We start from the raw sequence: 17331 nt of genomic DNA on the forward strand, positions 1-17331 counted from the left end.
GTATGTTTTCTATATATACAACGTATATAAAATACTTTACATTATGTGTAAGTTAAAAACTGAATGTGTCAATATTTTTTATGGAAAAATGAAAGCGTTTAATTAGGGGGAGAAAGTATGGGGAAGTTATTTTTAAAAGTATGTTTTTTCACATTAGTGACTGTTTGTTCATTCATAGCGAAAACAACTTACGCTGAAGAGAGGCAACAAAATAATTATCCTATCATTTTAGTGAATGGATTTGCTGGATGGGGTAGGGAAGAAATGTTAGGGGTAAAATATTGGGGTGGTGTTCATGATATACAGGAAGATTTAAAAAGAAATGGTTATACAGTACATACGGCTGCTGTTGGTCCTGTTTCTAGTAACTGGGACCGTGCATGTGAATTATATGCACAAATTAACGGTGGAATTGTAGACTATGGTGCGGCACACGCTGAGAAACATGGACATAATCGTTTTGGTAGAACTTATAGTGGATTTGCACCGAATTGGAGTGAAACAAATAAAGTTCATTTAGTTGGGCATAGCATGGGTGGACAAACGACAAGAACATTAGTGCAGTTATTAAAAGAAGGCAGTTATGAAGAAAAAGACTATGTGAAAAATCATCCGAACGCAAAGATATCACCACTATTTGAAGGCGGTAAATCGTATGTTCATAGTGTTACAACTTTAGCAACTCCTCATAATGGCACAACACTCGCGGACGGAAGTCTTCTATTGCCGTTCGTTAAAGATTTACTCATTACAGCTGCGAGTTTAGGAGGAAACAATAATTTATCATTATATGATTTTAAATTGGACCAATGGGGTATGAAAAAAAACGCTGGAGAGTCCTTCTTCCAATATACTGATCGGATTTTAAATAGTTCAATTTGGGAAAATACAAAAGATATTAGTCAATGGGATTTAAGTACTGATGGAGCAAGGGAGTTAAATAGTTGGGTAAAGACGCAATCGGATGTGTATTACTTATCGTATAGTGGACATGCATCACAAGCAGCACCTATAACCGGTTTACAACTACCTCATATTACAATGAACAAAGTGTTAATGGGGAATGCATTTTTCTTAGGTTCCTATGCAAGATTTGAAGAAAATCGCCCATTAATTGATACATCTTGGTGGCAAAATGACGGTGTAGTAAATACAAATTCTATGATTGCGCCTTCAACTAGTATTGCTGTAAATAATAATGAGTTTTTACAGGTTGGAAAATGGAATCATATTGAAACGAAAGAAAATTGGGATCATTTAGATATGGTAGGACTAAGCGTTTCAGACACGTTAGGTTTTTCTAATATTCAAGAGTTTTATAGAACAGTTGCAGAAAAGTTGTCACGGTTACCGTAATAGTTAATAATAAAGCGCTCTCGATGGAATTCGGGAGCGCTTTATATTATATTGAAAGAGGGATATGGAAGAAAAATATGGGGGGATATTATGAAAATACAAGTTGTTTTATCAGGATACGGGACAGTAGGAAGAGAGTTTATAAAATTAGTAAACGAAAAATATTTATATATATACGAAACATATGGAATCCATTTAGTTGTAAGTGGCGTATTAGGTAGAAATATTGCAATACATAATGAGGAAGGTTTGTCTATTCATCATTTATTAATGTATGGTAGCGGTACTGCATCAATTGAAAAGTATATAGAACATCACCCGAAAGACCGTGCAACAAGTGGGATAAGTGGTACTGTATTGGTAGAATCAACAGTTACAAATCTTAAAGATGGAAATCCGGGAAAAAAATATATAAAACAAGCGATTGAGAAACATATGGATATTGTTGCAATTTCAAAAGGTGCACTCGTTACTAACTGGAGAGAAATAAAGGCAGCAGCAAAAGAAGCGAATGTACGAATTCGCTATAGTGGCGCAACTGCTGCAGCACTACCGACATTAGATATTGGACAATTTAGTTTGGCTGGCTGCAATATTGAAAAAATAGAAGGAATATTAAACGGGACAACTAATTATATTCTTACAAAAATGTATGAAGAAGATGTTACGTTTGAAGAAGCACTGAAAGAAGCGCAAAATAAAGGAATTGCTGAGACGAACCCAATATTAGATGTAAGTGGTTCGGATAGTGCGTGTAAATTATTACTTTTGGCAAACAGCTTGATGGGTGATGAGAATATGCTTACTGATATGCATATAAAAGGAATCGAAAATGTTACAAAACAACAAATTCGACATGCTAAGGAACAAAACAATTATATTAAATTAATAGCTTCAGCATATAAGGATATGGATGGTAAAGTGAATCTTAATGTAGAACCGCTTGAAATAGAAAAAGACCATCCACTAGCAAAAGTAAATGGAACTGAAAAAGGAATAACATTCTTGACAGATACAATGGGACAAGTTACTACAATTGGTGGAGCTTCTAATCCACGCGGAGCCGCAGCAGCTGCTTTAAAAGATGTAATTAACTTATATCGTAGAGATTTATAGAAGTAAAACTCACACCTTCAAAATTCGGATGGAGAAAAAAAGTTAGGTGGGAGCCTTTTTGCCCATATATGTCCGATTTGGGCTAAAAATCGGTGGGGGATGAATAAAATTCCCACGGATTAAAGTTTCACTTTATAAGACCGTACCGCTGTTAATAAAAAATACATATGTAGTGGACCTTTTGAGAATGAAATAAATATGCAAAAATAATTGCAGGGGGTAAGAAATTGTTTAAAGATTTTAAAGTTGTAAAAGATCGTCCCGTTTATATTCAATTAAAGGATTATTTTAAAAAGATGATTATGAAAGGGCATTTGCTCGGTGATCAAAAGATCCCATCAACAAGGGAACTGAGTGAATTATTATCAGTGAGCAGAAATACAGTACTCTCTGCTTATGCGGATTTAGAACAAGAAGGACTCATTTATGCAGTAAAAGGAAAAGGGAATTTCGTTGCGAAGGTGGATATATCTAACACCTCGTCTGTTGAAATAGATTGGAAAAATAAACTGAATACAGTTATCACATTAGCGGATGAATTAGACTTAATGAAGCATGGAGTTCGCTGGGAAAAAGGAATGGTTGTTTTTAATAGTATAGCCCCGGACGAAAAGCTATTTGATGTTGAAAATTTCAAAAGAGCTTTTCTTACTCGTATGTCCATTGAAGGGGATATCGTATTGAACTACGGATATGCAAAAGGTTACCGACCGTTAATGAAATATCTACTTCATTACATGGAAATGAAAGGTGTAGATATTTCGAACAAAGATATTTTAATTACAAATGGATTTACAGAAGGATTAGATATTGTACTATCTTCCTTAGCGAAAAAATCAGGGCGTGTGATTTGTGAGAATCCAACTCACCATGCTGCATTGAAACTTTTTCGCCTACATGGACTTGAAGTTCATGGGATAGATATGAATGATGATGGTATTGATACGACTCAAGTAGAAAAAAGTTTACGTGAAAAGGATTTTGATTTTGCGTATTTAATTCCTTCTTATCATAATCCAACTGGTATTGTTACAAGTTCGGAGAAAAGAACGGAATTGATGAGGTTATTTTCGAAATATAAGGTTCCTATTATAGAGGACGGATTTAATGAAGAATTACGTTATTCAGGTTCACATTTATCGCCACTATTAACTTTTGCTGGGGCTGGTAATAATGTGATTTATATTAGTAGCTTTTCGAAGGTACTTTTCCCTGGTTTACGTGTAGGTTGGATTATTGCCGATAAAGAACTGATTCATTATTTAGAAAGTGTTAAAAGAGCAAGAACCATTCACACATCTACGTTAGATCAAGCTGTTTTGTTTCAATATTTACATGAAGGATATTTTGAAAAATATTTAAAAAAGGCAAGATCTGTTTACAAGAAAAAATATGAGTTAGCCGTTGGGGCTTGCAATCAGTACATTCCGTTTAAAAGGATGACTGGAGATGGCGGACTTCATTTGTTTATAGAGTTGGAAGAGAAAATTCACGCTCGCACACTTTTACAAAAGTGTTATGAGAAAGGTGTAACGTTTTCTCCTGGAGATGTTTTTTATTCTGATGGAGGGGGAGCGAATACATTCCGCTTAGGTTTTTCACGTTTGAAGGAGAAAGAAATAGTTAGTGGGATTCAAATAATTGGTGAAACTTTAAAAAATGAAACTTGGAGTTGAGAAAATGAGAATTGGCGTTATTATGGGAGGAGTATCCTCTGAAAAACAAGTATCAATTATGACTGGAAATGAAATGATTGCACATTTAGATAAAAATAAGTATGAAATCGTTCCAATTACGTTAAATGAAAAAATGGATTTAATTGAAAAGGCGAAAGACATTGATTTTGCATTGCTAGCATTACACGGAAAATACGGAGAAGATGGTACGGTTCAAGGGACGCTTGAGAGTTTAGGTATTCCATATAGTGGCAGCAATATGTTATCTAGCGGTATATGTATGGATAAAAATATTTCGAAAAAGATTTTGCGTTATGAAGGAGTAGAAACACCAGATTGGATTGAACTTACAAAAATGGCGGATCTAAAGCTTGATGATTTAGATAAGTTAGGATTTCCGTTAGTGGTAAAACCAAACTCTGGCGGCTCGAGTGTTGGCGTAAAGATCGTCAATGATAAAAATGAATTGATCTCAATGCTGGAAACTGTATTCGAATGGGATTCTGAAGTAGTAATTGAGAAGTATATAAAGGGTGACGAGATTACATGTTCAATTTTTGATGGTAAACAGTTACCTATCGTTTCAATTCGACATGCAGCTGAGTTTTTCGACTACAATGCAAAATACGATGATGTTAGTACAATTGAAGAAGTTATTGAACTTCCAACTGAAATTAAGGAACGTGTAAATAAAGCGTCATTGGCTTGTTATAAAGCATTAAAATGTAGTGTTTATGCAAGGGTTGATATGATGGTGAAGGACGGAATTCCATATGTAATGGAGGTTAATACATTACCAGGGATGACCCAATCAAGTTTACTGCCAAAAAGTGCAGATGCCGCGGGGATTAATTATAGTAAACTATTAGATATGATAATTGAAACTTCATTAAGAGTGAGGAAAGAAGAAGGTTTTTAAGATAATTATACAATTAAAACTTTTGATAGTTCCACGAAGTATGCTATGATAATTACAATACGACAACTAAATATTTATCCACTAGGGGGGCCTTTTGTAGGCTGAGATCAAACATAATTTTGAGACTCTTAGTACCTGATCTGGTTAATACCAGCGTAGGGAAGTGGGAAGACGATTATATTTAAAGAATACATTAATATTGTCTATTTCACTTTCTTTACGCCTGTAAAGAAAGTTTTTTTGTTTTACAGATTTAATAACTGTGGATAAATACATATATTTTATACATTATTGGAGGAATTTAAATGACTTTTTCACAAACATTACGTAAAGAAGTAGATTCTATTTGGGAGGCAAGTTTTCATCATCCTTTTGTAAAAAAACTTGGTGAAGGTACGTTAGATTTGGCAAGTTTTCGTTATTACGTACTTCAAGATTCATATTATTTAAGTCATTTTGCTAGAGTACAAACTTTAGGAGCTGCAAAGGCTCTTGAATTAGAAACGACAGCTCGCATGGCACACCATGCTCAAAATACATACGAGGCAGAATTATCATTACATGAGAATTTCGCAAAGAAATTAGGAATTACGGAAGAAGAAAAAGGTCATTTTATCCCTGCTCCAACTGCATATGCGTATACTTCACATATGTACCGTGCGGCGTATGAAGGGCATTTAGGGGATATTATCGCAGCAATTTTACCTTGCTACTGGCTATATTATGAAATTGGTGAACGTTTAAAAGAATGCCAGCCAGAAGAGCCGATTTATAAAGAGTGGATTTCTGCTTATGGATCTGATTGGTTCCGTACTTTAGTTGAAGAGCAAATTACACGATTAGATACTATCGCTGAACAAGTGACAGAGTCTGATCGGAAGCGTATGAAACAGCATTTCATTATTAGTAGTCAATATGAATATTCATTTTGGGAAATGGCTTATACATTAGAAAAATGGCCAGTGGATACAGAAGTAAAAGATGTAATTGGATAAAGAGTAGAGGTATTGTTATACATATGTATGGATAATACCTCTTTATATGATTTCAAAAAAGGGGTATCGCAAAAAAGACGTATCAATCTAAGTGCGTCTTTTTTTTCAATTTTCTTCAATTAGCAATTTCATGGAGAGCTTGCTGGAAAAGTAGAATGAAAAGTCTTAATCAGGGCTTTTTTTTGTAGGAATTTCTTAACCGTCATTGAATCCTGTCACTAGTAGGTGTTTTGACGCTACGACGGACTATGAAGTATATAAAAAGTTAGGAATATCCGAAGGTGCTCTCAGAAAGTATATGGAAGTGTTATAACGAGAGGCATTTACAGTACAGAAAAATCTAAGCGGCATACGGGAATACATAGGATACGGCATCATGGTTATTGAGAAATGAATTGAACTTAGTAAGCATGAAGATATGACGCAAGAATTCACATTTTATAATTTCTATTTATAAAAATGAGCCCATAGTAAAAATAGGTATATGAACAAGGTGCATTGTCTAGTGATAGGTCATATTTTAAAGGTGTACGCATTGAACTTAGTTTATACCGCTATTTCTACTTAGATTTAACGAACAGAAATATAGGAAAGCATCGATGAAGTTAAAGCTTATAAACGGAGGTCATGAAAATGAATAAGTTTCAACAAGAACTACAAGCGTTAAGCCTTAATGATTACCAGTCTGGAAATATTGTGTATTGGGACCAGCAAAACCAATATCCATACTACTATTTTGAAGATGCTGCTCGTCGCTGTGGCGGTTGCGGTCGTTGTGGCGGTTGTGGCGGTCGTTGTGGTGGTGGTGGATTCCGTTGTGGTGGATTCCGTTGTATTGGTTGCTTCGGTTGTTTTGGTTGTGGTGGCTGTGGTGGCTGTGGTGGTTGTGGTGGTTGTTCTAATTGTTCTAATTGTTTTAATGGTTTTAATGGTACCACTGATACTACTGGTACTATTGTAACATATGAATATTGATAAGAGAAAAAAGGAATCTACTTTGTAAAGCGTTATACAATTTTATAAAACAGATAAATCAAAACACACGTAGCATCTTTTAATTTAGAGAAATAATTTATCCAACCTTTTATAAACATTGTGACTTTATTTCAAATCAAAAATCGAATGTTTTTTATGTTCAATACCCTTGACGCAATCTTTGACTTTCGTAAGTAGATTTATTGCACCAGAACCAAAAAGAAGAGCTGCTATCAGCCCTTCTTTCTCTTTTCATATTTCTCACATAATTAAACTTAATCACAAATAAATTCTTACAACCTTATACACTTTTACAACCAAGACTAAGTTACTAAATTAATTAATGAAGCAAGAAACGGGAATCAGGTTGTAAAAGAAACTAAAGTTTTACAGATCGCTAGTATCTTATCAATTGGTGAATTAAACGATTATCAGGAAGCAACATTATGTACATGGAATACAAATAACGATTTCGGTGGACGTGTATTAAATGCAGCATTAGGGCTTACAGGAGAAGCTGGTGGATTTGCTGATATTGTAAAAAAAGCTATCTTCCATGGTCATGGATTTGATCCGGCTCATTGTCCAGGAGAAGAAGAAGGAAACACACATAAAATAGCTTTAGAGCTAGGCGACATCTTGTACTACATTTCAATCATGTCTCACGAAATGGGATATACCCTAGAAGATATCGCTCAAATGAATATATCTAAATTAGCAACAAGATACCCAGAAGGATTTAGTCGAGAAGCTAGTCAAAAAAGTGTAGATGTGAAGTGTAAATCGTAATAAAAAAGAGCCATGAGTGGAAAGGCTCATAGCTCCTTGCGTAAGGGTAATGATTTTATAGGTAAATATTATCATGAAATCCCAAAAAATTCAATGTCAGTCAATTAATTGGCATATAATTTGATTTTTGTAAAAATATACACAGAGTGTTAAGTACAGTTCAATAAATAGAAGCCCTACTCTCAAAAGGGAATGATGAGAGTAGAGCCTGTGGATGGTGTTACTGAATGCTCGGGTTGATGAACACCAGCAACAAAATAATATCACGATTATTCAGAAAAAACACCAGATAATTGTTTCCGATTTTTCAAATAATAGTTAATTAGTTTTAAATGAACAAAAGCGTTATTTTGTAGAAAAGTAATGCGGAGATAAATAAGACCGTTCCTTTTATGGGAACGGCCGTACAAGTAACCTGTGCTGGAGGTCTAATCACATGGCTTAAGATGTTTTCTCTAAGCAGTTTGGACAAGAATTTTTACGATTATACGTAAACACGGCAGGTAATTGACTAGGTTACCCGCCGTGTTCTTAGACAATACGGAGGAGCGATCTCCGATTTGAAAGAGTGTAGTCATGGGAAGCTGACTTATAGATAGTATGTGTAATGTAAAAAAAGATTATTCGTAAAGGAGATTTCTTAGGACAAGCAAAAAAATGTGCAACAGAGTTAATTGAATATAAGAGAGAAAACGGTTCTGAACGTGAAATTAGCTTGGGAGATTTAACTTATTTTAAAGACGAGACTATTCGTTCAAGGTACAACATTAACGATCAAGGAGATATTTATTTTGTCCAAGGTGGTTCTATACAAAGTTTAATAGCAGATGTTCTTAACTATCACGAAACATCAGTAAATCAAAAACGTGGCCGCATTAAAAAAGGTGTACTAAATGATGTTGCAGAGTATCATCCATTATCGGAAATTACAAAAATAATAGAGAAACATTTTGATGTGGCTCTGTTTATAACAAAATAGTTATTTGAATTAGTTGTATTAATAAAAAAAGAGCCATATAAGACTCTTTTTAAAAAGGTTTATTAATCATTTGTTTTCTAACCAAAACAAAAACTGTACCTGCAACAATACAGGTTGCATAGATTTTACCACTTATGTCGCCGAAAAATTCAAGCCCGAAAGGTAGTAGAAAAGTAGCAATTCCTACTATGTAAGCAAATATTCCGAATAATTTAGCTAGTCTATTTTTATCGCCAATAAAAGTAGCTTCTTGGTATCCAGCAATAAGAAATAATTGTTTTTTAATATGAATCTGATAGCCCATTATTACAATGATTAAACCAACAAGTGTGCAAACTACAAATTCACTCATTATATTCACCTACCTTATTTGGATTTTACCATATTTAGGTTGATTTTTTATAGGGTTAACATAGAAGTTTATCTTGTTATAAGGGGAAAATAAAATCAAAATGACGGAAATAGAGGAATTGAAAGCGAGTATTTTTTAATAAAATCCTTATTTGAAAATTAAAGAGCGCCTTCCAAGGCGCTCTCTGACCAAAACTAATTTTGAAAAAGAATACCACATTATATTTTATGTATGTTCTTACTAAGTGTGCAGTTTTAAAACAAAATCTTTATTTTATTAATTTGTAGGTTGATACAGTTCCCCAAACAAAAAGAACCAAATAAAAAAGTCTTTGTAGTAGACCTGAAGGTAAGGGGAAAAGAAAAATAAGTGAGATAAGGATTGTTATTACTATTAAGCTTAGTAAACAGAAATATGTCCATTTTCTAGCTTTTTTAAGATTCTTAGCAAAAATAAATAGTCCTGGAAATACAGTAAGCATACCTATCCAAACTAGAATAGAATGTCCAATTAGGTGTACATCTGCAGGAACTAATCCTGAAACTATAGTGGAGATCCCTATTATAAGTATAAAAAATGTTGCTATCTTATTAATTCTTGTTTTTTCTAGATGTTGTGAAATATATAGTACTCCAATACAAAATGTTAATCCATTAATAATAAAGAGTAAATTCATCCAAAAATGATTAGGGGAGCATATTTCGTAAGGAGCTATTTCGTAGGTGAATTCTCCACAGGTTGTTACACCTAGGTCACTCATTGCATGATGCAAATAGTTATAAGGTGCTGTAGAAGTGAAAATAAAGAAAGGTTCAATTAAAAAGTATAGGCAAGTTGCAATCCAGCTAAATAAGCCAATCCTGTTTGATATATACATTAGATTCCTCCTTTGAAAAAAGTATATTTCCATTATAGGTGGTTGCATCACCAAAAGTGAAAAATTGTAAGTTTAGAGTCGATAACCCTGTTCAATAATATAGGGTTTTCTAGACAAATGTGTTTAGCGGAAAGACGTATAAAAAATGGGTGGAGCAAAACTTAACAAAATCGTTATTTAGTAGCAAACGAAAAGAGCACACTAATAAGTATGCTCTTTGAAAGGTAGATTTCTATGCCTGGAGGGTCTCCAGACAATAATATATGCTTGTCTGGTTTAAATGTGAAAACAAGTTTAAGTAAAAGAGCACATATATAAATGTGCCCTTTAAATAGGTGTCAGCTCACAAGGCCTAATTTGTAAGCTGAATACATATGCACTCAAATTAGTATATGTATTTTCTCATAAAGGGTGAAAAAGAATGTTTAACAAAAACGCTATTTAATAGCAAAGGGGAATTGAATAGGGAACTTAGCGAGTATGTTGTTTATAAGCTACACGCTAAAAAAAACAAATATGCCCTAGTGCGGTGCATGGCTAGGGCATAAAAGTTAGTTAGTAAATATCTTCATAATAATACTAACACATTATTTATTTTTAATGTTAGGAATTACAGATATTCAAATGAGATATCGAAAAATCTTGATAAAAATTTCATTTTGTCGAAATAAGGAAGTTAAAAAAGAGCACCATGCATCAGTGCTCTTCCAAAAAGGAGGTAACTTTTATGAGCGGAACGTCTAGATTAGAAATATATGATTTGAAAAAAGAAATGAGGAAATGAATGTGTTAAGAGATCAATTAAGTGAATGGAAAAAGTAATCGAAACAAACAAGGAAGAAAAAAGATATAGAGTTCAAGTGGTTGTGAGATAAATTGAAAATAGAAATTAATAATTAAAAAGATAATTAATTAAAAATTTGGATGTAGTTAATGCAAATGAAATTAAAATTAAAAAGGTATAATTTTAATTTTTAAGTTAAGTATAGAAAAGAAATGAATCATCTAGATATAAAGAAAGGATGGATTTTTGCAATGAGCTCAAATGAATCAAATTTCAGTTTTACCAGTAACAAAGATATTGTAAAGTACCTTAATGTAAGAAAAGACCCTGTTGATTTAAGAGACAAAATATTTCGGAGTTACTTGTTTAGTAATGAGGCGGATTTGCCAACGCAAGTCGATCTTCGTCCTAAAATGTCAGGTATAGTAAACCAATGGAATATAGGTTCTTGTACGGCAAATGCAATTGTTTCAGGGTTAAGAGAATACCTATTATTACAATCAGGTCGTCCATTTACTTGCTTATCTCGTTTGTTTTTATATTATCATGAGCGAGAAATAGAAGGACATATTCAGGAAGATAGCGGAGCGAATGTTCGTGATGGTATGGATGTTCTTAAAAAAATTGGGGTATGTCCTGAAGAGGATTTTCCTTATACTGAGAATTTTAGAGATAAGCCATCACCAAAGGCTGAATCAGATGCAGCGCTTTATAAAATTGGAACCTACCATCGTATTCAAGATTTATCGGGATTAAAGGCTGCACTTGCCCATGGATTAGTTGTTGTACTTGGATTTGCTGTGCCAAAATCTTTTATGTCAGAAGAAGTTAAAAAGACTGGTATAGTTCCGGTATCAGGAACAGATGATGTAATTGTTGAAGATGGTCAACAGGCAGGACATGCTGTTTGTGCTGCTGGATATGATGATAATAAGAAAACTGTTATTATTCGAAACAGCTGGGGAGAAGACTGGGGAGATAAAGGATATTGTTATTTCCCATATGAATTATTTGAAAATGGAATTGTACAAGATATGTGGACAGGTCGTTAATTAGATAAAGAAGTGGAAGTATGGAAACAATAAAACACGTTATACATGTTACAGGTAGTATAAAAGAGCTTGAAAAAGATGTGGAAATAAAGGGAGTCAGGTTTGTTACCTACAACGGAAAAAGATATGAGTAATATTTTTATACAAGCTGGTATTTTAAGTGAACGAAAAACAAATACAGTCCAGCTAGAAAACTAGAGGACACCAATTCATTAAAGCAGCCATTAAAGCTGTTTTAGGAATAGGTGTCCTCTTTATTTTGAAAAGGGTGATGGGAAAATGAAGGTGCTAAGAAATCAGCTACGTGAATGGAAAAAGTAATCAAAACAAGCAAAGAAGAAAAACAAGAAAAAAAGAAAAGCGATATTTAGTACTCGTGAAATTGAGGATTTAATGGGGATGCATAGACCTTGTTATGAGCGCAGACGTGGTGCGTTAAGACAAAAATAATTAAAAAATAAAAAGGAGTGGTCTTATATGACTAAACAATTATCTTTCTTACCAAAAATCGATAGATCAGCAACGCAAGAGAAGTTAGAAGGTGTGTTGGAAAGTGTACGTATACATAGACAATTTGGGATGATGCGTAAAGAAATGAAAGTCACTCCTTCTTATGAAATACGTGAGCACAGTCCTACACATACAGTTGGTAAGCCGTTAGAAGATGTTGCTATAGCAAATATTCAACAAAGCAAACGAGAAGAGTGGCTTGAAAGAATGTCAGTACGTATTGATCAGTTTCTAAATCGATTAGGGAACGGACGTGCAGGAAGCATTCAAAGAGATATTATTTATAAACGTTATTTAGAAGAAGAGGACGTATGTGATTACATGGTTTATAACGAAATAGGGATGTCTGAGCGTACTTATCGACGTTGGAAGTCTAAAGCATTTTATAAACTTGCTTTTGCACTTGGATTAGAAGTTTACGAGACAGAAGAAACGGGAGATATTGAATAATGAATTTCGTTCAACCAATACGTGATCCGGAGCAAATACAACAGATTAAAGAATATCTGAAGGAAAACAATGAACGTAATAATATTTTGTAAGAAATCATTTTGGAGTTATCTATTTAGTAAATAAATTAAAGATAGATTATGATAATTAGAATTATATGAAATATGATTTTTATTATATTTTTATCTGTTGGTGTATATAAGTTGTTCTTATTCTTCTTGGATTTCAAATGAAATTTCTTTAGCTGCTTCTAAAGCTATTTTTTTAGCTTTTGCTTTAAAATCGGCTGCTGCTAAAACGTATCCACATCGATGTCCCATTGATGTAGGTGGTTTTAAGGTAGTTCCTTTTTTAGGTTTTATAAAAACCTTCTCTACACCAGGATATTTAGAACTACGGTTTTTTCCTGTAACTCGAATTAGTTTTCCTGTAGATTTAACTGTTAGGTAATGAGCGTACACATATTTATAATGTTTTTTTACTAGTGAAGGTTTATTTCCTAACATTAACCGAATAGTCTCTTGCACTAAGTTAATTCCATGCCCAATTTCAATTATGTCATTCATTGCTCCACCTGATATTCTGGGATTTATCTCAATTAATTTCCAAACATTATCTATTCTCCGGAGTTCTAGATGACACGCTCCATTTTTCATATTAAAAGCCTGAATAACAGAATTAATTGCATTGAAAAGACTATTATATAGTCTTTTTTCTACCCTTCCTAGTAAAGAATAACCAGTAACAATAAAGCGTTCAAAAAATGTAATTTCTTGTTCAATTACTGCTATAATATGGACTTTTCCATCTTGAACTAAAATTTCAACTAAGTACTGAGGTCCATCTATATATTCTTCAAGTAAAATCTCTTCATTAGGTAGTTTGTTTAAAAGACTTTGTATAGATAAAATTAATTGATCTTTATTTTTTACTAATAATACATCTTTTGATCCTGTTGATTTAGGGGATTTCACAATAAGAGGGAAATTTATCTTATTATTTTTTTTAAAAAAAGATGATAATGATTCTGTTGGTTTGTAAATTGAATAGTTGAGTGAGATTGGTAAATCTTTAAGTACATTACGAGTTAATATTTTGTTTTCCATATGATGGATAGCTTTAGTAGATACAATATTTGAGCAAAATTTTTCTGATAAACGTGCAGCCATATAAACATAAGGGTCAATAAAACTAAAAATCCCTTTTATGTTTTTTCCTGATTTATTCAATTTTTCAATTGTTGTAATTATATTATCATAGTCATTTATATCAGTGAAAATCATCTGATGTACATCAGGGAATATAGTGCGTTCATTAATAAATTTTGTTTTTTTAGTTAATAAAACAGTAAAGAAATTAAGTTTTTCAGCTGCTTTGATTGCTTCCCTACTTGATCCTGATTTATTTGTTTCAATGAAAACGATAGTATCCATTTTATGTCACCTTAACCTTTATCATTTATCATTTTATAAAACCTCAGGTTTATTATTTCTATAGGTAGAATATTAAAATGAGGTTAAGCTTGTTCCGGATTTTTCGAAAAATGGTTGAATGAGGGAGAACATGAATATATATATAATGAATTTGATATTTGTTTTGAAAAAGATTTTTAGAAAGAAGGGAAGAAGAACTAACATGACTATAATTGGTATGCTTCATCATCGGAAAGATCCGAATGACGTAAAGAAAGCATATACTTACGCTGCTGTAGCTAAAGCTGAAGGTGTGGACTTTTTTTATTTCACTTTAGGGAAAGTAAATTTAGAAACGAAGAAGATTTTAGGTAAAACTTATGAAAATGGTAAATGGATTGAAAAAGAATTTTCTTTTCCAGATGTTATTTATAATGCAAGTGTTCATATTAGTGATAAAACTCAGCAAATCTATGATTATCTGCATGACAAAGTTCCTTTTACAAGTCATTCAATTGGAAATAAATTAAGTGTATATAACAGAATAAATAGAGCAAAAAAATTTAAGCAATATCTTATTCCTTTTTATGAATTAAATGATGTTAATAAGTTTTTTGACTTGATTAATTGTTATGAAAAAATTATTATTAAACCTATTTCTGGACATCAAGGTAGTGGTATTGTTTTCATTGAAAAAAATGGAATAGATTACAGTATGAATGAGTCAGAACAAATTTCAACTATTAATAAAAAACAATTACGAAGCTTTATATTGGATAAGATTCAAGAGCAAGGATACATAGTTCAGCAGTTTATCTCATGTCAAATGAAATCTGGTCATGTTTATGATTTTCGATTGCATGTTCAAAGAAATGGGGAAGGTAGGTGGGTTGTTACTTCTATATTCCCGAGAATAGGTCCATTAGGAAGTATTGTATCAAATATGGCTAAGGGTGGTTATAGTACTTATTTAGATGTTTTTTTAAAATCGGAGTTTGATAACGATTGGTATAATATTAAAAGGTATTTAGAACGATTCGCAGTAACTTTTTCTAACCATTTTAATTCTTTATTTAGGGATGTATTATTTGATGAGTTAGGAATTGACGTAGGGATTGATAAAGACCAAAAATTGTGGTTATTTGAGGTGAATTGGAGACCAGGGGTACCTAATATATTTAATCTTGAATTAGATGTAGCTAGAAATTTAATTCACTACGCTAGATATTTGGCTGATAGATCTAAATAAGAAAAGGAAAGTAAAAAAATAAAATGAAACCTTTATATACCAATGTTTCTACTAATCTCTCTTTCTATATCTCTTATAATATTATTCTCTATGCATCGCGAAATTTGGCGGATGTTGGACTGTCGTCAAGTCGACGTACCTCATACGAGCAAAATACCGGAATCTGATAATACATCCTTCATTGTGAGCGGGGGCACATATTTATAAAAAAATACGCTTGTCCAATCCATTATCATTCTCCAGTCATTTAATATTACAAAGGGGGGAGAACATGGAAAACAATGAAGAAATCACGTTTCGATTTGTAAAAAAAGATGGAGAAGAAATTAATTTGGGAAATCTTGCTGGTAAACGAAAAATTGTCATTGTCATTAATAATCAGATTACATTTGCACCGAATACAACACAAATTGCCAGTGGAGCCGGACAAAATAGTGCAGCAGGAAGTAATGCAGCAATCGATTCATCGAATACCCGACAGCAACAAACGGTGGGCGCTGGAGGCGAAGCCATAAATAAGGGAATTAGTGGGGACCAGATTGAGCCGCATAAAATGAAAAAAGAAACTTTGAATGAAGAGGAAGAATTTGTAATTGTCATCAATAATCAAATTAATAAAACCCGTAAGGAACAGGCTAGTGCTACTCAAGTGGCAAGTGGTGGTGGAGATGACAGTGCAGCTGGAACCAACGCTGCTATCGAAAGTTCTAATACTAAACAGCAACATGCAGTGGGAGGAGGAACGGATAGTTCGGCAGTAAATGCAGGTGAAGAAGGCGACCAAATAGAAAAATGCGATTAAAAAAAGAAGCTGTAGTTATTTTACAGCTTCTTTTTTTATTAAGGAAATCCAAGTTTTAGATAGGAGATGAACAAGATTATTGCTTCATAGTTACCCATGTTTATCGTACTGTGTAACTCAAAAAGGTAAGTATTATGAAACAATGAATATCACGGGCTGTAGCGATTGGCTTAGTTACACACAATAAAAGATATGGGTAAGTGAAGAAACGGCATAAAAAGAAGCGTAGTTCGTCAAATGGAAGTAATGCTCCATTACCATCAAGTTAAGAAATTCATTGTATCCGATTAATAGTATCCGTTTTTATGTGATTGTTATTGATTTTAAAAAATAAAAAATCGCCTTATTAAAGGCGATTCATAATGTATTCATTTTGCATTCTTTTGATAAATAAATATCTTTTAAAATTAAATATAATGTTCTACATTAACGTGTTTCTGGATCTTTGTCTTTTTTTCTAAGACCAAATAATCCTAGTAGTCCCAATAAACCAAGCCAAGTCCAATTATTATTTTTATTACGATTATCATTTAAATCATTTGTCGTATTTACATTTCGGGTTCTCACATCATTATTAACTCTATTCATGTTATAGTCATTAACTCGAGTTGTAGTATTATTATTGTTAACTCTATTCGTATTATATCCATCGTATTCAGCATGGATGCTTGTACCAAAAACCGTAATAGTTAGTAATAGGGCACCTAAAATAGATGTAAGTTTTTTCTTCATGGTTTTCCCTCTTGTCGTATTTAGTAATGTCTCCAGTTCCTAAAGACAATATTCGGTTGAAAATATATAAAACCATTTGAATTCAAATTATGATAAATATCTTTAATTTTTATTATTAAAAATACTTAATAATAATGGATTAAGTTAATTGAAATGTATTTATTCTTTATAAGCATAAATTTTTGGTAACGGTACATTCTATGATAAATAATTACTATATTTGGATAAAGTGTTCTTTATGAGTTATAAGAACTTATTTTCTTTAATCAAGAACATGATTGGGAAAATTTTTTCTATAGTAAGTAT

At 32.7% G+C, this 17331-nt stretch carries 16 protein-coding genes, 2 pseudogenes and 1 riboswitch; of the genes and pseudogenes, 14 read left to right on the forward strand and 4 right to left on the reverse strand.

Annotated elements, in window-relative coordinates; all coding sequences use genetic code 11:
• Positions 1–117: 117 nt before the first annotated feature.
• The 9 genes and pseudogenes from JDS81_RS19385 to JDS81_RS19420 all read left to right on the forward strand — a co-directional run bounded on the left by JDS81_RS19385 (position 118) and on the right by JDS81_RS19420 (position 8805).
• The gene (locus tag JDS81_RS19385; protein ID WP_097952728.1) at positions 118–1356 is read left to right on the forward strand and encodes an esterase/lipase family protein; all 1239 of its coding nucleotides are present in this window, start codon (positions 118–120) and stop codon (positions 1354–1356) included.
• A gap of 90 nt (positions 1357–1446) precedes the next feature.
• Positions 1447–2472, forward strand: coding sequence for a homoserine dehydrogenase (locus JDS81_RS19390; RefSeq protein ID WP_097952726.1), 1026 nt, complete (start codon positions 1447–1449; stop codon positions 2470–2472).
• A 227-nt stretch (positions 2473–2699) separates the two neighbouring features.
• Complete coding sequence (gene pdxR / locus JDS81_RS19395) at positions 2700–4148, forward strand: MocR-like pyridoxine biosynthesis transcription factor PdxR (protein ID WP_199688611.1); 1449 nt, start codon at positions 2700–2702, stop codon at positions 4146–4148.
• A gap of 4 nt (positions 4149–4152) precedes the next feature.
• Positions 4153–5067: a D-alanine--D-alanine ligase gene (ddlB, locus tag JDS81_RS19400; RefSeq protein ID WP_002043544.1), complete on the forward strand. Its 915-nt coding sequence runs from the start codon at positions 4153–4155 to the stop codon at positions 5065–5067.
• Between the two features lie 73 nt (positions 5068–5140).
• A riboswitch (TPP riboswitch) is annotated at positions 5141–5246 on the forward strand.
• A 126-nt stretch (positions 5247–5372) separates the two neighbouring features.
• A complete protein-coding gene (gene tenA, locus JDS81_RS19405; protein ID WP_000144532.1) occupies positions 5373–6062 on the forward strand; it encodes a thiaminase II in 690 nt (229 codons plus the stop codon).
• Between the two features lie 205 nt (positions 6063–6267).
• Positions 6268–6453 (forward strand): annotated as a pseudogene (locus tag JDS81_RS30480) (hypothetical protein); the annotation flags it as partial.
• Between the two features lie 236 nt (positions 6454–6689).
• The gene (locus JDS81_RS19410) at positions 6690–7037 is read left to right on the forward strand and encodes a heterocycloanthracin/sonorensin family bacteriocin (protein WP_097952724.1); all 348 of its coding nucleotides are present in this window, start codon (positions 6690–6692) and stop codon (positions 7035–7037) included.
• 339 nt (positions 7038–7376) lie between these two features.
• Positions 7377–7826, forward strand: coding sequence for a nucleoside triphosphate pyrophosphohydrolase family protein (locus tag JDS81_RS19415; RefSeq protein ID WP_097952722.1), 450 nt, complete (start codon positions 7377–7379; stop codon positions 7824–7826).
• 715 nt (positions 7827–8541) lie between these two features.
• On the forward strand, positions 8542–8805 hold the full coding sequence (locus tag JDS81_RS19420) for a hypothetical protein (protein WP_097952720.1): 264 nt from the start codon (positions 8542–8544) through the stop codon (positions 8803–8805).
• 49 nt (positions 8806–8854) lie between these two features.
• Here JDS81_RS19420 and JDS81_RS19425 read toward each other — a convergent pair whose 3' ends face one another.
• A complete protein-coding gene (locus JDS81_RS19425) occupies positions 8855–9157 on the reverse strand; it encodes a DUF3784 domain-containing protein (RefSeq protein WP_097952718.1) in 303 nt (100 codons plus the stop codon).
• Between the two features lie 268 nt (positions 9158–9425).
• Positions 9426–10034: a DUF998 domain-containing protein gene (locus JDS81_RS19430; RefSeq protein ID WP_097952716.1), complete on the reverse strand. Its 609-nt coding sequence runs from the start codon at positions 10032–10034 to the stop codon at positions 9426–9428.
• Between the two features lie 1035 nt (positions 10035–11069).
• Here JDS81_RS19430 and JDS81_RS19435 point away from each other — a divergent pair.
• The 3 genes and pseudogenes from JDS81_RS19435 to JDS81_RS19445 form a co-directional block, all read left to right on the forward strand.
• Positions 11070–11870 (forward strand): C1 family peptidase, encoded by an 801-nt coding sequence (locus JDS81_RS19435; RefSeq protein ID WP_097952714.1) that lies wholly within the window; start codon positions 11070–11072, stop codon positions 11868–11870.
• Positions 11871–12347: 477 nt separating this feature from the next.
• Positions 12348–12830, forward strand: a complete 483-nt coding sequence (locus JDS81_RS19440) for an ArpU family phage packaging/lysis transcriptional regulator (RefSeq protein ID WP_097952712.1) — start codon at positions 12348–12350, stop codon at positions 12828–12830.
• Positions 12830–12919: pseudogene (locus JDS81_RS19445) on the forward strand (site-specific integrase); the annotation flags it as partial. The gene JDS81_RS19440 and the pseudogene JDS81_RS19445, both read left to right, overlap by 1 nt.
• A gap of 120 nt (positions 12920–13039) precedes the next feature.
• Here the strand turns inward: JDS81_RS19445 and JDS81_RS19450 are convergent.
• Positions 13040–14263: an ATP-grasp domain-containing protein gene (locus JDS81_RS19450; RefSeq protein WP_000379777.1), complete on the reverse strand. Its 1224-nt coding sequence runs from the start codon at positions 14261–14263 to the stop codon at positions 13040–13042.
• 130 nt (positions 14264–14393) lie between these two features.
• Here JDS81_RS19450 and JDS81_RS19455 point away from each other — a divergent pair, with 130 nt between their 5' ends.
• Entirely contained in the window at positions 14394–15491 is a 1098-nt protein-coding gene (locus tag JDS81_RS19455; RefSeq protein WP_001028915.1) for a YheC/YheD family endospore coat-associated protein, read from the forward strand.
• Between the two features lie 271 nt (positions 15492–15762).
• Positions 15763–16293, forward strand: coding sequence for a hypothetical protein (locus JDS81_RS19460; RefSeq protein WP_000429650.1), 531 nt, complete (start codon positions 15763–15765; stop codon positions 16291–16293).
• Between the two features lie 426 nt (positions 16294–16719).
• On the opposite strand, the gene JDS81_RS19465 is transcribed toward JDS81_RS19460, so the two are convergent.
• Complete coding sequence (locus tag JDS81_RS19465; RefSeq protein WP_097952708.1) at positions 16720–17025, reverse strand: WGxxGxxG family protein; 306 nt, start codon at positions 17023–17025, stop codon at positions 16720–16722.
• Positions 17026–17331: the final 306 nt, after the last annotated feature.

This window comes from Bacillus cereus group sp. N31 (assembly GCF_016483245.1).
In the GTDB taxonomy this organism is placed as follows: Bacteria; Bacillota; Bacilli; order Bacillales; family Bacillaceae_G; genus Bacillus_A; species Bacillus_A toyonensis.